Below are 15,632 nucleotides of genomic sequence, written 5' to 3' on the forward strand. Positions count from 1 at the left end.
CGCGGAGCGGGCCCGGCTCGCCCGGGCACGCTCCGCGGGGAGCCACGGAACGCCGGATGCCCCGGGCACCCCACGTCGCGCGGGTGCCCGGGGCATGCGGATCATCCGTCAGGGGTAGCTGACGAGATTGGCCACGTTCGTGGCCGAGTTCGACGGACCTCCCCTGTCGTTGATGACATGCCGGATGGTCCCCGTGCCGCCCAGGGACACCGACACCATGTTGCGGAACCGGACATTGGGATTGTTGGGCACCTCGAACGCGCGCTCCGCCGTCACACTGCTGTTGACGTTGAAGAAGCAGTAGCTGCCGAGTCCGAACGCCTGGTGACTGGTCACGGAATCGGCCACCTTGTAGGCGGCGTATCCCTGAGTGCTTCCGTTCATCCAGGCCGCCTGGTTGGGCGGGTCGTACGGCATCTCGTTCTGGTAGAAGTACGTCTTGCCGCCGTTGCCGTTCCAGATCGTCTGATGCTTCTGGTAGTGCTCGACGAACAGGCCGTACATCGTGACATCGGCGCCGTTCACGACCAGACCGGTGTCCGCCGTGTTGGTGGTCCAGCCGACCCCGCTGCCGTGGTCGGCGCGCCAGATCCACATATGGTCACCGATCACATTGCGGCTGTTCACCACCAGGCTGGTGGTCGCCTTGCCTACGCCCGCGCCGCCGATGCGGAAGAACACATCGTGCAGCGAGGTCGGGTTGGCCGCGTGGCTCTGGTTCGAGCCGTCGGGGCCCACCTCCATCAGCCGCTGGGAGTTCACCGGGCCCGCGTCGATGAGCAGACCCGCCACCTTCACTCCGTCCACATCGGCGACCGACATCGCGGTGATGCCGTTGTCCGGGATGAGTGTGGCGAGGCCGAGCCCGAGGACGACGGCGTCGGACCGAGTGACCTTCAGGGTCTGGTTGAGGTGGTAGACACCGGGCGTGACGAGCAGGTTCTTGCCCTGTGCCAGTGCGGCGTTCATGTCCGCGGCCGTCGCGCCGGGCTTGGCGATGTAGAACTGGTCCAGCGGGATCGACGTACCCGCCGGAGCACCGGCCGACCAGGTCGTTCCCTTGGAGTTGTTACGCAGCGCGGGGACGAACACCTTGTAGGCGCCGGCCGCGTCGACGTACAGGAAGGGCTTCTCCCGTATCTGCGGGGTCTGGTCGACCGTGGTGTAGGGCGGGCTGGGGAAGCTGTTCGCGGGCGCGTTCTGCGCTCCGACGAACACCATGTTCCAGTTCGACCCGTTCCAGCTCGACCATTCGGTGTTGCGCGACAGCCACTGCTGCTGGCTGCCGGACCTGACCTGACCGTCCACCTTCGTGTCGGCCATGAATCCGCCGCTGGCCCAGCCGCCGTCGTCCAGCGCGAGATCGCCGCGGACATGCATCCGGCGGTACGGGGCGGCCTGCGAGACCGCCCACCGGTCGGTGCCCGTGGTGGGAGTGACGGACAGGTTCTCGGCGCTGCGCCAGAAGTTCTGGGTGGCGTTCTGCGGCGGGAACCAGTCGGCCTCGACATGGACGGCGCCCCGGATGTTGACGTCGTCCGGGGAGAGCCCGAGGCCGGCGACCTGGGTGTAGAAGCCGACATTCACATTGGCGTCGTACGTACCGGGCTTGAACAGGAAGGCCGTCCGCTGGGTGCCGAACTGGTTGGTCTCCTGCTGCCGGAAGGTGGCGTCCACCCGGCTCTGGATCGAGGCGGCCGGCATCGAGGGATCGAAGACGACGACATTGGGGCCAAGATCCGGCGTGCCCGCGGGCGGCGCCGGGTCCGCGGCTTCCACCCGGAAGGACTGGGCGGTGGAGCCGTTGCAGGTGTACTGCTGGAGCTGGACGCTGTCGGCGGTCGAGGCGCTCGGCACATCGAGGCACTTGCCGCTGTTCCGGTTGACGAAGTGGTACGCGCCGTCGGCCTCCGCCACCGGCAGCCACTGCTGGTTGTTGCCGTTGCTGTACGTCCAGAGCTGGATCGCGGCGGCATCGGCGACCGAGACGTCCTTGACGTCCCAGACCTGGCTATCGGCGTTGCGGTTGCCGGACCTGACATAGCCGCCGCTGGTCGCGGTGAGGCTCCAGTTCTGGGCGAGGCTGGCGTTGCAGGCGTACTGCTGCACCGCGGTGCCGTTGCCGGTCGCGGCGGCGCGGGCGTCCACGCACTTGCCGCTCGCCTTGTTGGTGACGGTGACCCACCCGGTGGGCAGGGCCGCGGCGGCGGCCGTACCCGCCGCGGCCTCCCGCTGGTCGAGAGAGACCAGCGACAGGACCAGGGCCAGCACGGTCAGCCCGAGCGTGACCGGCGACAGGCGCCGGTAGCGGCGGCGGCGAAGGGTTCCGCCGCCGTACGAGAGTGTGTTCACGGTGTCTCCTCGCCCGGTCAGCCGGTGTACTGGGCGAAGACGCGGGTGAAGTCCCACGCCTGCTGGCTCACGCCGGAGCAGGTGTCGGCTCCACCGCCGGTGCAGGGCCGGTCGCGGTTGACCGACCAGAAGGTCAGCCGGGCGAGGTGGTGCTGCTGGGCGTAGGCGAGGATGGTGCGGAAGTCCGCGACGGTCACCGTCTCGTTGTTGTCGGTGATGCCGTTCATCGACGAGATGCCGATGCTGCGGTACGTCTGGTCGTCGCTGTACCCGTACGCGTTCTTGACCGCGGTCTTCAGACCCTCGGTGGCACGGGTGGTGAGGGTGCCCATGTTCTGCCCGGCGCCGCCGAAGTTGAAGGGCATGATCGTCCAGCTGTCGACGGTCAGGCCGGCGGAGGCCGCGCGATTGATCAGACTGGTGTCCGGGCCGTTCTGGCCGGTGCCGAAGGTGACGTACACCTTGATGCCGGGGTTGTTGGCCTTGATGGTCTTCAGGGCGTCCACGGTCCGCTGCTGGACGGTGGGGCTGTCGTACGCCGCGGCCTCGATGTCGATGTCGATCGCCTTGAGGCCGTACGCGTTGATGACCTTCTGGTACGCCGCGGCCAGCTCACCCGCGCTGGAGCAGGAGCTCTCCAGCTTGTTGCCGCTCCAGCCGCCGAAGGACGGGATGACATCGCCGCCCGCGCCGCGCACGGTGTTGATGGTCTGCTGGTCCACACCACCGGTCAGCGGCCGTCCACCGTCCCACTGGGGGTTGCAGTAGCCGTTGCTGAGCACGAAGGCCAGCGTGAACCACTTGACGCCGGTCGCGTTCATGACCGTGGTCGGGTTCGGCGGGCTGCCCCAGCCGTTGTAGAGGTACGGCGCGACGGCCATGGGTCCGCTGGGCCCGGGGTTGCCGCCGCCGCCCGAGGGCGCGGTCCACTTCTGGTTGGCCGCTCCCGTGCAGGTCCAGATCTGCAGACGGGTGCCGTTCGCGGAGCTGTTACCGGTCACGTCCACGCACTTGTTGGCCTGCGTGTTCACGATGTCCCGCGCCGCCGAGACGCTCCAGCGCTGGTTGGCACTGCCGGTGCAGTCCCAGATCTGGAGCTGGGCGCCGTTCGCGGTGCTGTTGTCCTTGACGTCGAGACACTTGCCGAGCGCGCGGATCGAGCCGTCGGAAGCGACGTCCCACTGCTGGGCGGCGGAGCCGTTGCAGTCGTACAGCTGCACCGCAGTGCCATTGGCCGAACTGGCCGCCGCCACATCCACGCACTTGCCGCCCAGGCCCGTGATCGTGCCGACCGCGGCGACCGCCGCGGTGGCGGGGGTGGGCGTGGTGAGGAGGGAGGCGCCGAGCGCGAGGGGCAGCGCGGCCAGCAGGGCGAGGGATCTGAGGCGCTTCCAGGGTCTGCGTACGGAGGTCATGAGCGGTTCACCGTCCACTTCTGGTTGCCGGCTCCCGTGCAGGTCCAGATCTGCAGACGGGTGCCATTGGCGGAGCTGTTGCCGGTCGCGTCCATGCACTTGTTGGCCTGGATGTTCACGACGTCACGGGCGTCCGGGAGGGCCCAGCGCTGATTGGCGCTCCCGTTGCAGTCCCAGATCTGGAGCTGCGCGCCGTCCGCGGTGCTGTTGTCCTTGACGTCGAGGCACTTGCCGAGCGCACGGAGCGAGCCGTCGGCGGCGACGCTCCACTGCTGGGCGGCGGAGCCGTTGCAGTCGTACAGCTGCACCGGAGTGCCATTGGCCGAACTGGCCGCCGCCACGTCCACGCACTTGCCGCCCAGACCTGTGATCATGCCGCCCGATCCGCCCGATCCACCGTCGTTCGTGCTGACGCGCACGTAGTCGACGACGAGCTGGGACGGGAAGGGGGTGCTGCCGTTCGGGTCGCCGGGCCAGTAGCCGCCGACCGCGAGGTTCAGGATGATGAAGAACGGCTTGTTGAAGACCCACTGACGGCCGCCGAGGTCGGCGGGCGTCCGGGTCTGGTAGACGTTGCCGTCGACGCTCCATTTGATGGAGTTGGGCGACCAGTCGATCGCGAAGGTGTGGAACGCGTCGGCGAACGCCTGTCCGCCCGGCAGGGTGTAGCCGGCGCCGATGCCGCCCGAGCCGGAGTAGCCGGGGCCGTGCAGGGTGCCATGGACGGTGCCGGGCTCGAAGCCGACGTTCTCCATGATGTCGATCTCACCGCTGTTGGGCCAGCCGACGTTGCCGATGTCGCTGCCGAGCATCCAGAACGCGGGCCAGATGCCCTGGCCGCGCGGGATCTTCATCCGCGACTCGACCCGTCCGTACGTCGAGGTGAACTTGCCGGAGGTGTTCAGCCGCGCCGAGGTGTACTCGCACCGCCCGTACCAGCACTGGTAGTTGCCGGGGTTGTCCTTGCGCGCGGTGATGACCAGGTTGCCCTGGCCGTCGAGCGCGGCGTTGTTGTTGCCGGCGGTGTAGTACTGCCGCTCGTGGTTGTTGACGTTGTCGCCGGTCTCGATCTGCCACTTGCCGCCGTCGACACCCGATCCCGCGGGACCGTTGAAGTCGTCGGTGAACGTCACCGCGGCGGCCGCGGCGGCCGCTTTCGTACGCGGCTCAGGCGCGGCGGCGGCTCCTGCCGGCACGGCTGCCAGCACACCGGAACAGCACAGGAGAGCGAGAGCGGACAGGGCCAGTCGGCGCCCCAGGGGGGTTCGCACAGTCATCACATCACTTCACATGGGGGGTCATGCGCATGACATTGCACGCCGAGACATCCAGGGGGACCATCTCAGGCGCTTAATTCAATACTTGATTTAAGTAAGGGTCCAAGGGGCCGTCAAGAAGCTGGTATGGACCAAAGTTGGGCAGATTTGTGTCCGCCGCTCATCCATATGAACGCAGACCCTCCGCAACCGGGCGACCGGCCACCGATCTCCGCCTTGACTTGACCTGCACATGACTGACGCCTGATGTTCACACAAGCTCCACGGGTCCTGTGGAAGGCTCCCGCTGAACCGTTACCTCACGACCACGACAGCGCCCGTCCCCACCCCGTGACCGCGCGCCGAGATGGTCCCCCGGAGAGGACAGCCCTCACATGGCCCGTCGCCAACGTCTCACCCGACGCACGTTGTTGACCGTCTGCGCGGCCACCGCGGTGCTCGCCACCACCGCGGCCGCCGCACCGGCCGTCACCCCGTCCGCGGCCGCCCCCACGGCTTCGGCCTCGGCCACGGCCGCTCTGGACGACACGTACTACCAGGCCGCCCTCGGCAAGACCGGACCGCAGCTCAAGGCGAGCCTGCACACGATCATCAAGACCCAGTCGAAGATCAGCTACGACCAGGTCTGGAATGCGCTGAAGGTCACGGACCAGGACCCCGCGAACTCGTCGAACGTGATCCTGCTGTACACCGGCAGGTCCCAGTCGAAGTCGAGCAACGGCGGCAACGTGGGCCAGTGGAACCGTGAGCACGTCTGGGCCCAGTCCCACGGCAACTTCGGCACCTCGGCCGGCCCGGGCACCGACATCCACCACCTGCGGCCGGAAGACGTCCAGGTGAACTCCATCCGGGGGAACAAGGACTTCGACAACGGCGGGAGCTCGGTCTCCGGGGCGCCCGGCAACTACACCGACTCCGACTCCTTCGAGCCGCGCGACGCGGTGAAGGGCGATGTCGCCCGGATGATCCTCTACATGGCCGTGCGGTACGAGGGCGACGACTCCTGGGCCAACCTCGAGCCCAACGAGAGGGTCAACAACGGCTCCAGCCCCGCCATGGGGAAACTGTCCGTGCTGAAGCAGTGGAACGACGAAGACCCGCCGGACTCCTTCGAGCAGCGCCGCAACCAGGTCATATTCGACCAGTACCAGCACAACCGCAACCCGTTCATCGACCACCCCGAATGGGTCGAGTCCATCTGGTGAGCGCGGCGCGGCACGCCCGTACCTGATCATCCCCGGTGCCAGACTGTGCCGGGTTAACTCCAAGCGCCCCCACCGGGGAAATGCTGGCCCGAGCCCCCAGGACGCGCTTCTCCTGGGGGCTTCGGCTTGCCCCGGCACGCCGCGTCAGCCCCGTGGGAGGGCGAGCAGGCCGCGGTACCAGTCGAGCGTGGAGTCCAGAGTCACGGACAGCGGGGTGGGCCGTACGCCGAAGGTCCGCTCGAAAGCCGACGAGTCCACGATCTGCGGCTCGGTGTGCTGGTAGAACATCTCCGCGTACTCATTCATGAAGACGTCGTCGAACGGCCCGAAGGGGCGGGCCTCGGCGAGCACGACCGTCGTGAAGGGACCGCCCACCCGCTCCTGGATCATCGTGTGGATCTCGCGGGTGGTGACCGCGGGCGCGGTGGGCAGATGCCAGACCCGCCCGTCGCCCTCCGGGCGCTCACCGAGCGTGGCCAGCCCGGCCGCCACATCGCCGATGTTCGTATAGCTGTGCGGCAGGTCGACATCACCGAGACCAAGGACCTCGCCGCCGGTCAGAGCGGCCGGGAAGACCGCCCCGCCCAGCGTCGAGTTGAGCACTCCGGGACCGACGAAGTCGGCAGAGCGGCCGAGGACGACCCGGGCCCGCCCCTCGCGGTGCGCCGCGAGATAGACCTCGTCGAGCCGTGCCCGCATCCGGCCCTTGCGGGTCGTCGCCCGCCAGGGGGTGTCCTCCGTCATCACGTCGCCCCGCGTCTCGCCGTACGGGTACAGGGAGTCCAGGACGACCAGGCGCGCGCCGGTGTTCTCCACCGCGGCCAGCACCGCCCGCTGGATCCGGGGCATCACCTCGACCTGGAGGTGATAGCCGACATTCACGCAGTGGTACACGACGGCGGCGCCCGCCACGGCGGCCAGTGCCCCTTCCGGCGTGCTCACATCGGCCGCGAACCGCTGGACGCCTTCCGGGGCGTCGCCCGACCCCGCGCGATCCACCAGCCGTACGGCGTGACCGCGGCGGGCGAGCTCGGCGGCGAGTGTGGTGCCGGCGGGGCCGGCGCCCAGCACGACATGGAGGTTGTTTTCGGCGGCAGACATGGCGATTCCCTCTCGATCGGACGGAGTGGCGCGCAAACCCTGGTGGGCTGACACACCCTCGCTTCTGTTATGGACCGTAACTCTTGCTACGGTGCATTGCAAGTGGCTGAACTATGACCTGTAACATCCGTTAGACACCGTCACGGACACAGGAGGACGCCATGGCCGGCCAGGCTCAGACCCCCCGGGCGCGCTACCGCGAGCAGACCCGCGCGGAGATCAAGGCGGCCGCGCTCCAGCAGCTCGCCGAGGGGGGTGTGCAGTCGGTGGCGCTGACCCGCATCGCCAAGGACATGGGCCTCTCGGGCCCCGCCCTCTACCGGTACTTCGCCGGCCGTGACGATCTGCTCAGCGCCCTGATCAGGGACGCGTACGACGAGGTGGCCCTGGCCATCGAGCACGCCGCGGACAGCGCGCCGCGCGAGGACGCCCGCGCCGCGCTGCATGTCCTCGCCGGCGCGTACCGCGACTGGGCCGTGGCCGAGCCGCACCGCTACCAGCTGATCCAGGGCACACCCGTCCCGGGATACGCCGCTCCCCCGGACACCCTGCTGCGGGCGCGGGCCGCCCTGGGGCCGCTCCTGCGGGTGTTCGCCGGGGCCTCGCCCACCGATGCCGTACGCCCGGTCGTCGCCGAGATGGACGCGTGGGTACGCCGGGACGGGGCGGTCGCCGACTGGCTCGGGGAACACACCGGGCTGGGGGCGCAGGACCCGGGCTCCGGCACGGCGCTCGCCGGAGCCGTCCTGACCTGGACCCAGCTGCACGGCGCGGTCAGCCTGGAGGTGTCCGGCCAGTACGCGGGGATGGGACATCGGGCCGGGACGCTGCTGACGGCCCAACTCGACGCGCTGGCCGACGCCTTCCGGCTGCCGTAGGCCCTGTCCGTGGGGTGCCCGGCTGCGGGCTTCCATCTTCTGGACAGGTGTCTATACTTCATGGACACCTGTCCAGTTGAGCGAGCGTAGGAGATCCGATCATGCAGACAGCCGCGAATATCCTGGTCGGCCTGGTGGCCGTGTTCCACGTCTACGTGATGGTGCTGGAGATGTTCCTGTGGGAGCGGAAGCCCGGTCGCGGGCTCTCCGGATTCGACGCCGACATGGCCCGCGCGACCGCGCCCCTCGCGGCCAACCAGGGTCTCTACAACGGCTTCCTGGCCGCCGGTCTGTTCTGGGGCCTGATCGCCGCCGACCCGACGGGGTACCGCGTCCAGATATTCTTCCTGATCTGCGTGGTCGTCGCCGGGGTGTACGGCGGGGTCACCGCGAACCGGCGCATCCTGCTCGTCCAGGCGCTGCCGGGCGCGATCACCCTGGCCGCCGTCCTGGCGGCGGGATGAGCGACGGGATGAGCGGCGAATTGAACGGCGCGCCGGCGGACACACCCGGCGGGGGCGGCGGACCCGCGGGCGATCCCCGTACGGCCAGGACCCGGGCCAGACTGCGGCAGGCGCTCCTCGACACCTGCGCGGAGCGGCCGCTCGAAGAGGTCGGTGTGGCCGAGCTGGTGCGCCGCGCGGGGATGGGCCGGGCCACGTTCTATCTGCACTACACCGATCTGCGGGCGCTGGCCGTCGACGCCTGTGCGGAGGTGGTACGGGACGCGGTGGACGCCCTGCACGCGTGGCGGGGCGTCCCCGATCCGCGCGTACCGCCGCCCGCGCTCGGCTCGTTCTTCACCGGCCTGACCCCGCACGCCGCGCTCTACCGGTCGCTGCTGCGACCGGGGGGCGGCGGCCCACTGGGCGAACTGCTCCACCGCGAACTGCGCGAGCGCAGCCGCGCCGAGCGCGCCCTGGCCGGGGCGCCCGCCCCGGAGCTGATCGCCTCGGCGGTGGCCGCCACCTTCACGGGGGTGCTGGCGGACTGGCTGCACGGTCTGATCGAGGACACCCCGGATGGAATCGCGGTGCGGATCTGGCGGCTGCTGGTGGCGCTCCACCGCCTGCCCACGGAGTAGGGCGCCGGACATCGCGGCGGGCCGACGGGCAGGAACGGCCGGAGCCGTTTTCCTTCCGCATCAGCGAGATCGTCCCACCCCCGACTTCCGGGCCCTCTAGCCAACGCGCGTAGACACCCTCATCATTGGGCTGTTTCGGCGCACGACCTTCGCGCATTTTTGTCATGCTCTCGTCAAATGGAGGCGACACGATGGCTTGCGGATCGACCAGCCTGTGGGCTGGTGAAACGAGTTGGTTCTGTTGCGGATCCTCGTGGGGTCCGTGCGGCAGCGCCGGAGGCGGCGCCTGCGGCAACTGCCGGTCCAGCGCCAACCACGGCGCCTGGCCCAACGCGTCACAGGCCTGCTGGGACATCACCCGGCCCGACCTGTGCGGCGAGAACATCCCCCGAAGAGGCTGCGGTGCCGTGATGAACGTCAAGCACCAGTGTTCCGGTGCGACGGTGTGCATCACGATCACCGACTGCGGACCGCGCACCAAGGAGTGGTGCGGGGAGGCCGCGTGCTGCAACGGCGCGTGCCGCACCAACCGCGTCCTGGACCTGACCCCGGCCGCCTTCTCGGTCCTCGGCAACCTCAGCTCCGGCAAGCTGCCGGTCTACATCTACGAGTGAGGAGTGATCCGGTCATGACCTCTCGCCAGGACAACAGCCGCGACCTCGGCCGCCGGCGCTTCCTCACCACCGCCGCCCTCAGCGGCGCCACCATCATCGGCGCGACCGCGCTCGGCGGCATCGACGCCGACGCCGCCTTCGCCGCCGAGCCGTCACTCGACCCCGCCATCGCGAAGTCCTCCTTCGTGGAGGGCCGGATCACGGGCATCACCGGCAGCGTTCTGGAGGTCGCCGGCTCCTACGGCGACCGCTCCCGCGTCCAGATGACCAACGCCACCAGTGTGTGGAAGGTCCGTGCCACCACGGCCGCGGAGATCGAGATCGGCGACGGGCTCTACGCCCGCGGCGTACCGATGCCCGACGGCACCGTCGCCGCCGACGCGGTGTGGGTGAACATCGTGAACCTCGACGCCCGGATCCGTGGCATCGGGAAGGACCGGCTGCACCTCGCCCACGGTCAGCACGAACTCGTCGGCCGCATCGTCCCGGACACCACGAACGCCTCCTACGCGGGCCGCGCGCTCACGTCCGACCTGTCCCAGTTGCGCATCGGGCAGAGCGCCCAGGTCCTCGGGGCCTGGCGGCCGGCCGACAACTCCGTGGACGTCGTCCGTATCTCGGTCGGGCACTGAGATGCTCTCCCTGACGACAAGCCTCGCCCCGCTGGTCCTCGCGGGTCTGCTGGGGTGGACCGGCGCGGTCAAGCTCTTCAGCCGGGGCACCGCTCTGCAGGCGCCGAAGACGGCGCTGGCCCGCATGCTGAGCAGCAGCGAGCGAGCAGCGCTGGTGCTGCGCGGCGTCGGCGCCGGAGAGCTGCTCATCGCCGCGGGGCTGCTGGCCGTACCGACGAACCCGGTGCCGGGGGCGGCCGCCGCCGTCCTCGGCATGGGATTTCTCGGCTATCTCGGCTACGGGCGGGCGCTCGCGCCGGAGTCCTCCTGCGGCTGCTCGGCGAACGAGGACACACCGATCACCTGGCGCGCGTTCGCGCGTGCCGCGATGGTGCTGGTGAGCGGGGTGACGGCGGCCGCGGCGAACGGCACCTGGTGGTCCACGGTCTCCGAGCGGCCCGCCGGCTCGCTCGGATTCCTGGCCACGGCCGCGGTCGTCCTGATCGCACTCTCGGCCGATCTCGACCGGTGGTGGCTGCTGCCGCTGCGCCGGGCGAGGCTGCGCGTCTTCGGGCATCCGCTCTTCGGCACCGCGACAGAGGACCGGGTACCGGTCGCGGCGAGCGTCGAACTGCTGGAGAACTCCCTTGCCTGGCAGGCCGCTTCACCCGTCGTCCGGTCGGCTCTGCTGGATCACTGGGAGGAGGGCGGCTGGCGCTTTCTCCTGTTCTCGGGCGTGTACGGGACACAGGAGGGCGCCCGGCCGGTCTCCGTGGTGTTCGCACTCGACGCCACGTCCAGCCGCGACACCCCCGGCGACCCCCTCGTCCGCGTCAGCTTCCTCGACGCGGACAGCGGGGAGCCGGTGGGAGCGGAACTGCTGAAGGCGGTGCCCTCGCGGAAGCTCCTGCCGCTGGCAGGCTAAGAGCGGTCCGGCGGTCATGAACGGGGGTGCCACGGCGCGGCACGGACGGGAAGCGGGCAGACCCCGCCGACGTCCGTGCCGCCCGCGCGCGAGGCCGCTACTGTCGTCGGCACACGATCGGAGATTCCATGCCTCGCACGTTCACCGTTTCCGACTCCATCGTCATCGCGACGGACGCCTCCACCGACTACGGACAGGTCAGCAGGCCCTCCCTGATGGGCCGGTGGAGTCCGGAGAATCTCGGAGCGACTGTCCACGACGAGCGGGAGGCGACGGTCGGGACGGTCTTCGACGGCCACAACAAACGTGGTCCCGCGCGCTGGACCACGCGGTGCACGGTGACCGCCGCCGATCCCGGGGAACGGTTCGCCTTCCGGGTCCATGCGATAGGCATGCGGACGCCACGGCTGCGGGGCCCCATCGCCACCTGGGAGTACCGGTTCGAGCCCGTGCCCGGGGGCACCCGTGTCACCGAGACCTGGACGGACGACCGGCGCTCGTGGCCGGACGCCGTGGCGAACGCGTTCGACCGGATCGCCACCCGGGGCCACACCTTCGCCGCCTTCCAGACCCGGAACATCCGGACCACGCTGCGCAATCTCAAGCGCGCGATGGAAGAGCCGCCGACGTCGCACTGACGGCCGGGAACACCCGCTGCCGGTGGGGGCACCCGGGATTCTTACGGCCTGCGGCATATGCCAGAAGCACCACCGGATCGAGTATCGCCGAATCCTGTACGAGCCCCGTACGCCTGTGCCACAGTCATTACGGTCCCTCATGCGAACCGCGCAGCTCAACCGCGGCCGGGCCGGCAACGCCGCGTGGAATCTGCGCTGCGTGACTCCCGGACACCCCGCCCCGCTGCTGTTCCGCGACGGGACGGGGCGCGACGGTGACACCACCGGCCCGGAGCGGGCCCGGCTCCTGGCGATGACGGGCGCGCGGACGCCGCCTCTGTGATGTCCGCCAGAATCGGCGAGTGAACCTCGACGCGGCAAACGGTGCCGGAAGCGGCACGGGATGCCCTAAATAGCCGCGTTCCTCGCCCTCTTGGCGCGATTCTTCGGCAGGGACAGCTCGATCTCCTCGCGCAGATTCTCGATCTTCGGGTAGTGCGCGTACTGGCCGGTGAGCCGGTACATCTCCCGCAGCCGGTCCCAGGTGCGGTGCGAGGAGGTCTCCCCCATCGACACCAGCGCGAGCCGGGCATAGCCGTCGGCCTGCTCCGGGTCGTCCGCGATGAAGCAGGCGGACGCCAGCGAGATGTAGTCGAAGATCTTGGATCGCTGCCGGCCGCCGATCCGCAGCTCCAGTGCCTGTTTGGCATGGCGCTGCGCGATGTTCGCCGCCGAGGGTTCGTATTCGGCGAGGGTACGGAAGGCCAGCGCCTCCATGCCGTGGAGATCGGCCTCGTCGAACATCTGCATCCAGCAGGGCGACGGGGAGTCCCCCTTGTCGGAGACGAAGAGCTCCTCCGCCTCGCCCAGGGTCCGGCGCATGGCCTGCCCCCGTCCCATGGACGCCTGGGCCCAGGCCTCGATCGTGCGCAGCATGGCGCGGGTACGGGGCAGGGCTTCCGCGCCCGATCCCGAGTTGGCCAGCTTCATCAGATCGAGTGCCTCGTCGGGCCGGCCCAGATGGATCATCTGCCGGGCGGCCCTGGACAGGGCTTCGCCCGCACGGGGACGGTCGCCGCCCTCGCGCGCCGCATGGGTGGCGATGACGAAGTACTTCTGGGCGGTGGGTTCGAGGCCGACGTCGTGGGACATCCAGCCGGCGAGTACGGCGAGGTTGGCGGCGACGCCCCACAGGCGGCGCTGGAGATGGTCGGGGTGACGGTAGGCGAGCATGCCGCCCACTTCATTGAGCTGGCCCACCACGGCCTTGCGCTGGAGTCCGCCGCCACGGGCGGCGTCCCAGGCGCGGAACACCTCGACGGAATGCTCCAGCGCCTCGATCTCCTGCGACCCGATGGGGGCGGCCTCGTAACGGTCGAACCCGGCGGGTTCTGCGGGCAGGGGATCGTCCAGCCGGGGGGCGTCGGACGAGAGTGCGGGGTCGGAGTGCAGCCAGTCATGCATGGCGCTGCTGAGTGTGGAACCTGCGGTGAGCGCGGCACCCGCGCCCACCAAGCCGCGGCGGTTGAGCATGAGGTCCATTCCCGTGAATTCGGTGAGGACCGCTGCCGTCCGGTCGGGCGCCCACGGTAGGGCGTCGGGGTTGTCGGCCTTCCCGGCGTCCTGTCGTTTTCCCGCGCGCCCGTTCCTGACGAACCCGAGGTCCTCGATGGTCACGACACGACCGAGCCGCTCGGTGAACAGGGTTGCCAGCACTCTCGGCACGGGATCGCGCGGGGTCTCCCCCATGTCGATCCAGCGCCTCACCCGCGAGGTGTCGGTGGCCAGCTGCGGGTGGCCCATGGCCGCCGCCTGCCGGTTCACCAGCCGTGCGAGTTCGCCCTTGGACCAGCCGGCCAGGCCGAACAGATCCGACAGACGGGTGTTGGGTTCTCCGCTCACGTCAAGCCCCCAGGTTCTCGGCTGGGTTGACACTAACCCCCTGTCAGATGCTGAGCGACTATTCGCCAGGGTTTCGCCAGGGTGCGCCAGATGGTGTGCCACCCGCTCGCCGGTGTCGGGTAGGAACGCGCCACCCCGTCCCGGCGACCGGACGTACTCCCCAGGGTGCGGACCAGTCGCCGGGACGGGACGGCGCACGTAACTCATCGGCACACGAAGGGATCTGTATCGCCCATGTACACAGCATCGTCCTCCGTGTCCGCCCCGCCCCGGACGCAGCGTACGGTCGCGCCCGGCAGCGGACCGTATCTCGACCCCGCGCACGCCGGCCGGACCCGGTTCAGGGCGGGGACAGTCACCCAACCGCTCAGCGGGAGGATCGACTTGTCCGGCCCTCAGGGCGCGCAGCTACGGATGGCGATCACCGCCGTGCACCGGATCTGTCCGGAGTTCAATCCGGTGCAGGTGCTTCGCCGCAGCGGGCGCTCCGTCCTGCTCGTCGGATCCACCGGGCGCACCACCGCGGTCGCCAAGTGTCTGCTCGACCACTCCCCCGTATGGACGGAGCGGTTCCGCCACGAAATAGCTGCCTATCGCTCCTTCGTCCGGCACCGCCCGCCGGTGCGGGTGCCCCGGCTCATCGCCGCGGACCCCGACAACTGCGCGCTGGTGGTCGAGCGGATGACGGGCCGTGCGGCGGCGCTGACCCGCCATCCGGTGGAGGCTCCGCCGCGCGCCGATCTGCGGGCCGCGCTCGGCGCCATCGTCAGGCTCAACACCTGGCGGCCGCCGGCCGGACTGTTCGACGCGCCGCTCGACTACGGGCCGCGGATCGCCCGCTATCACGAGCTGGGCCTGTTCACCGACCGCGATCTGGATGATCTGCAGAAGCTGCTGCACGGTCTCGCGGGCAGCCGGCAGGGGATGGGCCAGTTCTGCCACGGCGACGCCCTGCTCTCCAACATACTGCTGTCCCCGGCCGGCCCGGTGCTCGTCGACTGGGAGCACGCGGGCTGGTATCTGCCCGGGTACGACCTGGCGACGCTGTGGGCGGTGCTCGGGTACGCGCCGGCGGCGCGGCGGCGGATCAGCCAGCTCGCCCAGGCCAACGGGCCGGCGGAGCGGGACGCGTTCCTGGTCAATCTGATGCTCGTCCTGACCAGGGAGATCCGGATGTACGAGACGGCGGTGCAGCGCGCGATGCGTGAGCCCTCCCCCGGTGCGGGCTCGCCCCCGGCCCAGTCCCCGCCCCGGCAGAGCGGTCTGTCGGCGGGCGAGGAACAGCGGCTGCTGCTGCGGCGCCTGCACGACGACTGCGCCATGGCACGGCGCGCCGTGCGGGCCGCGGTCGGCACGCGCTGACCCGGCCGGCCCAGAGGCTGTCCGGGGGAAGACAGCGCTGTGGGCTCCGTGCCGACACACGGGGCGCACGGCGCGTTCGCGAGGCCGGCGCCCCCCGCCGCCGGGGCGGCCTCCGCGCCCGTCGAGCGACGGACCGTATACCTTCATTGGTTCACTCCACTGACGCGCCGCAGGCCGGGGCCCCACCGCCGCGAAACTCCGCGAACCCGTGCTGACGTGCGAAATCCTTGCTGTGGCGCATGATTGACGGATCGTGCGGAAGCCGATACCCCTGTAGTCGACTCGGCCC

Annotated in this window: 15 protein-coding genes; 10 read left to right on the forward strand and 5 right to left on the reverse strand. The window is 69.9% G+C overall.

Features of this window, described 5'->3' with window-relative positions; genetic code table 11:
* Window positions 1-108: 108 nt before the first annotated feature.
* From ACZ6MZ_RS11655 to ACZ6MZ_RS11665, 3 genes are all read right to left on the reverse strand, one after another.
* Window positions 109-2,271 carry an RICIN domain-containing protein gene (locus ACZ6MZ_RS11655; RefSeq protein WP_469351778.1) on the reverse strand — a complete coding sequence of 721 codons (2,163 nt, stop codon included), beginning with the start codon at window positions 2,269-2,271 and terminating at the stop codon, window positions 109-111.
* A gap of 98 nt (window positions 2,272-2,369) precedes the next feature.
* A complete protein-coding gene (locus ACZ6MZ_RS11660) occupies window positions 2,370-3,767 on the reverse strand; it encodes a ricin-type beta-trefoil lectin domain protein (RefSeq protein WP_469351310.1) in 1,398 nt (465 codons plus the stop codon).
* The gene (locus ACZ6MZ_RS11665) at window positions 3,764-5,044 is read right to left on the reverse strand and encodes a ricin-type beta-trefoil lectin domain protein (RefSeq protein WP_469351312.1); all 1,281 of its coding nucleotides are present in this window, start codon (window positions 5,042-5,044) and stop codon (window positions 3,764-3,766) included. The genes ACZ6MZ_RS11660 and ACZ6MZ_RS11665 overlap by 4 nt, the downstream gene beginning before the upstream one ends.
* 374 nt (window positions 5,045-5,418) lie before the next feature.
* Here ACZ6MZ_RS11665 and ACZ6MZ_RS11670 point away from each other — a divergent pair, with 374 nt between their 5' ends.
* Complete coding sequence (locus ACZ6MZ_RS11670) at window positions 5,419-6,249, forward strand: endonuclease I family protein (protein ID WP_469351314.1); 831 nt, start codon at window positions 5,419-5,421, stop codon at window positions 6,247-6,249.
* Between the two features lie 144 nt (window positions 6,250-6,393).
* Here the strand turns inward: ACZ6MZ_RS11670 and ACZ6MZ_RS11675 are convergent, their stop codons facing one another.
* Window positions 6,394-7,350, reverse strand: coding sequence for an NAD-dependent epimerase/dehydratase family protein (locus ACZ6MZ_RS11675; RefSeq protein ID WP_469351316.1), 957 nt, complete (start codon window positions 7,348-7,350; stop codon window positions 6,394-6,396).
* A gap of 161 nt (window positions 7,351-7,511) precedes the next feature.
* Between ACZ6MZ_RS11675 and ACZ6MZ_RS11680 the strand changes: the two genes are divergently transcribed.
* The 8 genes from ACZ6MZ_RS11680 to ACZ6MZ_RS11715 all read left to right on the forward strand — a co-directional run bounded on the left by ACZ6MZ_RS11680 (window position 7,512) and on the right by ACZ6MZ_RS11715 (window position 12,422).
* The gene (locus tag ACZ6MZ_RS11680) at window positions 7,512-8,228 is read left to right on the forward strand and encodes a TetR/AcrR family transcriptional regulator (protein ID WP_469351318.1); all 717 of its coding nucleotides are present in this window, start codon (window positions 7,512-7,514) and stop codon (window positions 8,226-8,228) included.
* A 101-nt stretch (window positions 8,229-8,329) separates the two neighbouring features.
* Entirely contained in the window at window positions 8,330-8,692 is a 363-nt protein-coding gene (locus tag ACZ6MZ_RS11685) for a DUF1304 domain-containing protein (RefSeq protein ID WP_384337148.1), read from the forward strand.
* A gap of 8 nt (window positions 8,693-8,700) precedes the next feature.
* On the forward strand, window positions 8,701-9,312 hold the full coding sequence (locus ACZ6MZ_RS11690) for a TetR/AcrR family transcriptional regulator (RefSeq protein WP_469351320.1): 612 nt from the start codon (window positions 8,701-8,703) through the stop codon (window positions 9,310-9,312).
* A gap of 410 nt (window positions 9,313-9,722) precedes the next feature.
* Window positions 9,723-9,926 carry an RlpA-like double-psi beta-barrel domain-containing protein gene (locus ACZ6MZ_RS11695; RefSeq protein WP_384190310.1) on the forward strand — a complete coding sequence of 68 codons (204 nt, stop codon included), beginning with the start codon at window positions 9,723-9,725 and terminating at the stop codon, window positions 9,924-9,926.
* Between the two features lie 14 nt (window positions 9,927-9,940).
* Window positions 9,941-10,558, forward strand: coding sequence for a cell wall protein (locus ACZ6MZ_RS11700; RefSeq protein ID WP_469351323.1), 618 nt, complete (start codon window positions 9,941-9,943; stop codon window positions 10,556-10,558).
* A gap of 1 nt (window position 10,559) precedes the next feature.
* On the forward strand, window positions 10,560-11,462 hold the full coding sequence (locus tag ACZ6MZ_RS11705; protein ID WP_469351325.1) for a MauE/DoxX family redox-associated membrane protein: 903 nt from the start codon (window positions 10,560-10,562) through the stop codon (window positions 11,460-11,462).
* A gap of 128 nt (window positions 11,463-11,590) precedes the next feature.
* Window positions 11,591-12,100 (forward strand): SRPBCC family protein, encoded by a 510-nt coding sequence (locus ACZ6MZ_RS11710; RefSeq protein WP_469351327.1) that lies wholly within the window; start codon window positions 11,591-11,593, stop codon window positions 12,098-12,100.
* A 139-nt stretch (window positions 12,101-12,239) separates the two neighbouring features.
* The gene (locus ACZ6MZ_RS11715) at window positions 12,240-12,422 is read left to right on the forward strand and encodes a hypothetical protein (RefSeq protein WP_469351329.1); all 183 of its coding nucleotides are present in this window, start codon (window positions 12,240-12,242) and stop codon (window positions 12,420-12,422) included.
* A gap of 65 nt (window positions 12,423-12,487) precedes the next feature.
* Here ACZ6MZ_RS11715 and ACZ6MZ_RS11720 read toward each other — a convergent pair whose 3' ends face one another.
* Window positions 12,488-13,981 carry a DNA-binding protein NsdB gene (locus ACZ6MZ_RS11720; RefSeq protein ID WP_389790848.1) on the reverse strand — a complete coding sequence of 498 codons (1,494 nt, stop codon included), beginning with the start codon at window positions 13,979-13,981 and terminating at the stop codon, window positions 12,488-12,490.
* 234 nt (window positions 13,982-14,215) lie between these two features.
* On the opposite strand from ACZ6MZ_RS11720, the gene ACZ6MZ_RS11725 reads away from it, so the two are divergent.
* A complete protein-coding gene (locus tag ACZ6MZ_RS11725) occupies window positions 14,216-15,343 on the forward strand; it encodes an aminoglycoside phosphotransferase family protein (protein ID WP_389790847.1) in 1,128 nt (375 codons plus the stop codon).
* Window positions 15,344-15,632: the final 289 nt, after the last annotated feature.

The sequence above is a fragment of the Streptomyces sp. NPDC042201 genome, from assembly GCF_055582185.1.

What these genes read in the sequence shown, in the direction of transcription:
- ACZ6MZ_RS11660 (WP_469351310.1), bottom strand. Translation starts at nt 3,767, where the DNA reads ATGACCTCCGTACGCAGACCCTGGAAGCGCCTCAGATCCCTCGCCCTG.
- ACZ6MZ_RS11675 (WP_469351316.1), bottom strand. Translation starts at nt 7,350, where the DNA reads ATGTCTGCCGCCGAAAACAACCTCCATGTCGTGCTGGGCGCCGGCCCC.
- ACZ6MZ_RS11700 (WP_469351323.1), top strand. Translation starts at nt 9,941, where the DNA reads ATGACCTCTCGCCAGGACAACAGCCGCGACCTCGGCCGCCGGCGCTTC.
- ACZ6MZ_RS11715 (WP_469351329.1), top strand. Translation starts at nt 12,240, where the DNA reads ATGCGAACCGCGCAGCTCAACCGCGGCCGGGCCGGCAACGCCGCGTGG.
- ACZ6MZ_RS11685 (WP_384337148.1), top strand. Translation starts at nt 8,330, where the DNA reads ATGCAGACAGCCGCGAATATCCTGGTCGGCCTGGTGGCCGTGTTCCAC.
- ACZ6MZ_RS11690 (WP_469351320.1), top strand. Translation starts at nt 8,701, where the DNA reads ATGAGCGGCGAATTGAACGGCGCGCCGGCGGACACACCCGGCGGGGGC.
- ACZ6MZ_RS11725 (WP_389790847.1), top strand. Translation starts at nt 14,216, where the DNA reads ATGTACACAGCATCGTCCTCCGTGTCCGCCCCGCCCCGGACGCAGCGT.
- ACZ6MZ_RS11665 (WP_469351312.1), bottom strand. Translation starts at nt 5,044, where the DNA reads ATGACTGTGCGAACCCCCCTGGGGCGCCGACTGGCCCTGTCCGCTCTC.
- ACZ6MZ_RS11695 (WP_384190310.1), top strand. Translation starts at nt 9,723, where the DNA reads ATGAACGTCAAGCACCAGTGTTCCGGTGCGACGGTGTGCATCACGATC.
- ACZ6MZ_RS11705 (WP_469351325.1), top strand. Translation starts at nt 10,560, where the DNA reads ATGCTCTCCCTGACGACAAGCCTCGCCCCGCTGGTCCTCGCGGGTCTG.
- ACZ6MZ_RS11710 (WP_469351327.1), top strand. Translation starts at nt 11,591, where the DNA reads ATGCCTCGCACGTTCACCGTTTCCGACTCCATCGTCATCGCGACGGAC.
- ACZ6MZ_RS11680 (WP_469351318.1), top strand. Translation starts at nt 7,512, where the DNA reads ATGGCCGGCCAGGCTCAGACCCCCCGGGCGCGCTACCGCGAGCAGACC.
- ACZ6MZ_RS11670 (WP_469351314.1), top strand. Translation starts at nt 5,419, where the DNA reads ATGGCCCGTCGCCAACGTCTCACCCGACGCACGTTGTTGACCGTCTGC.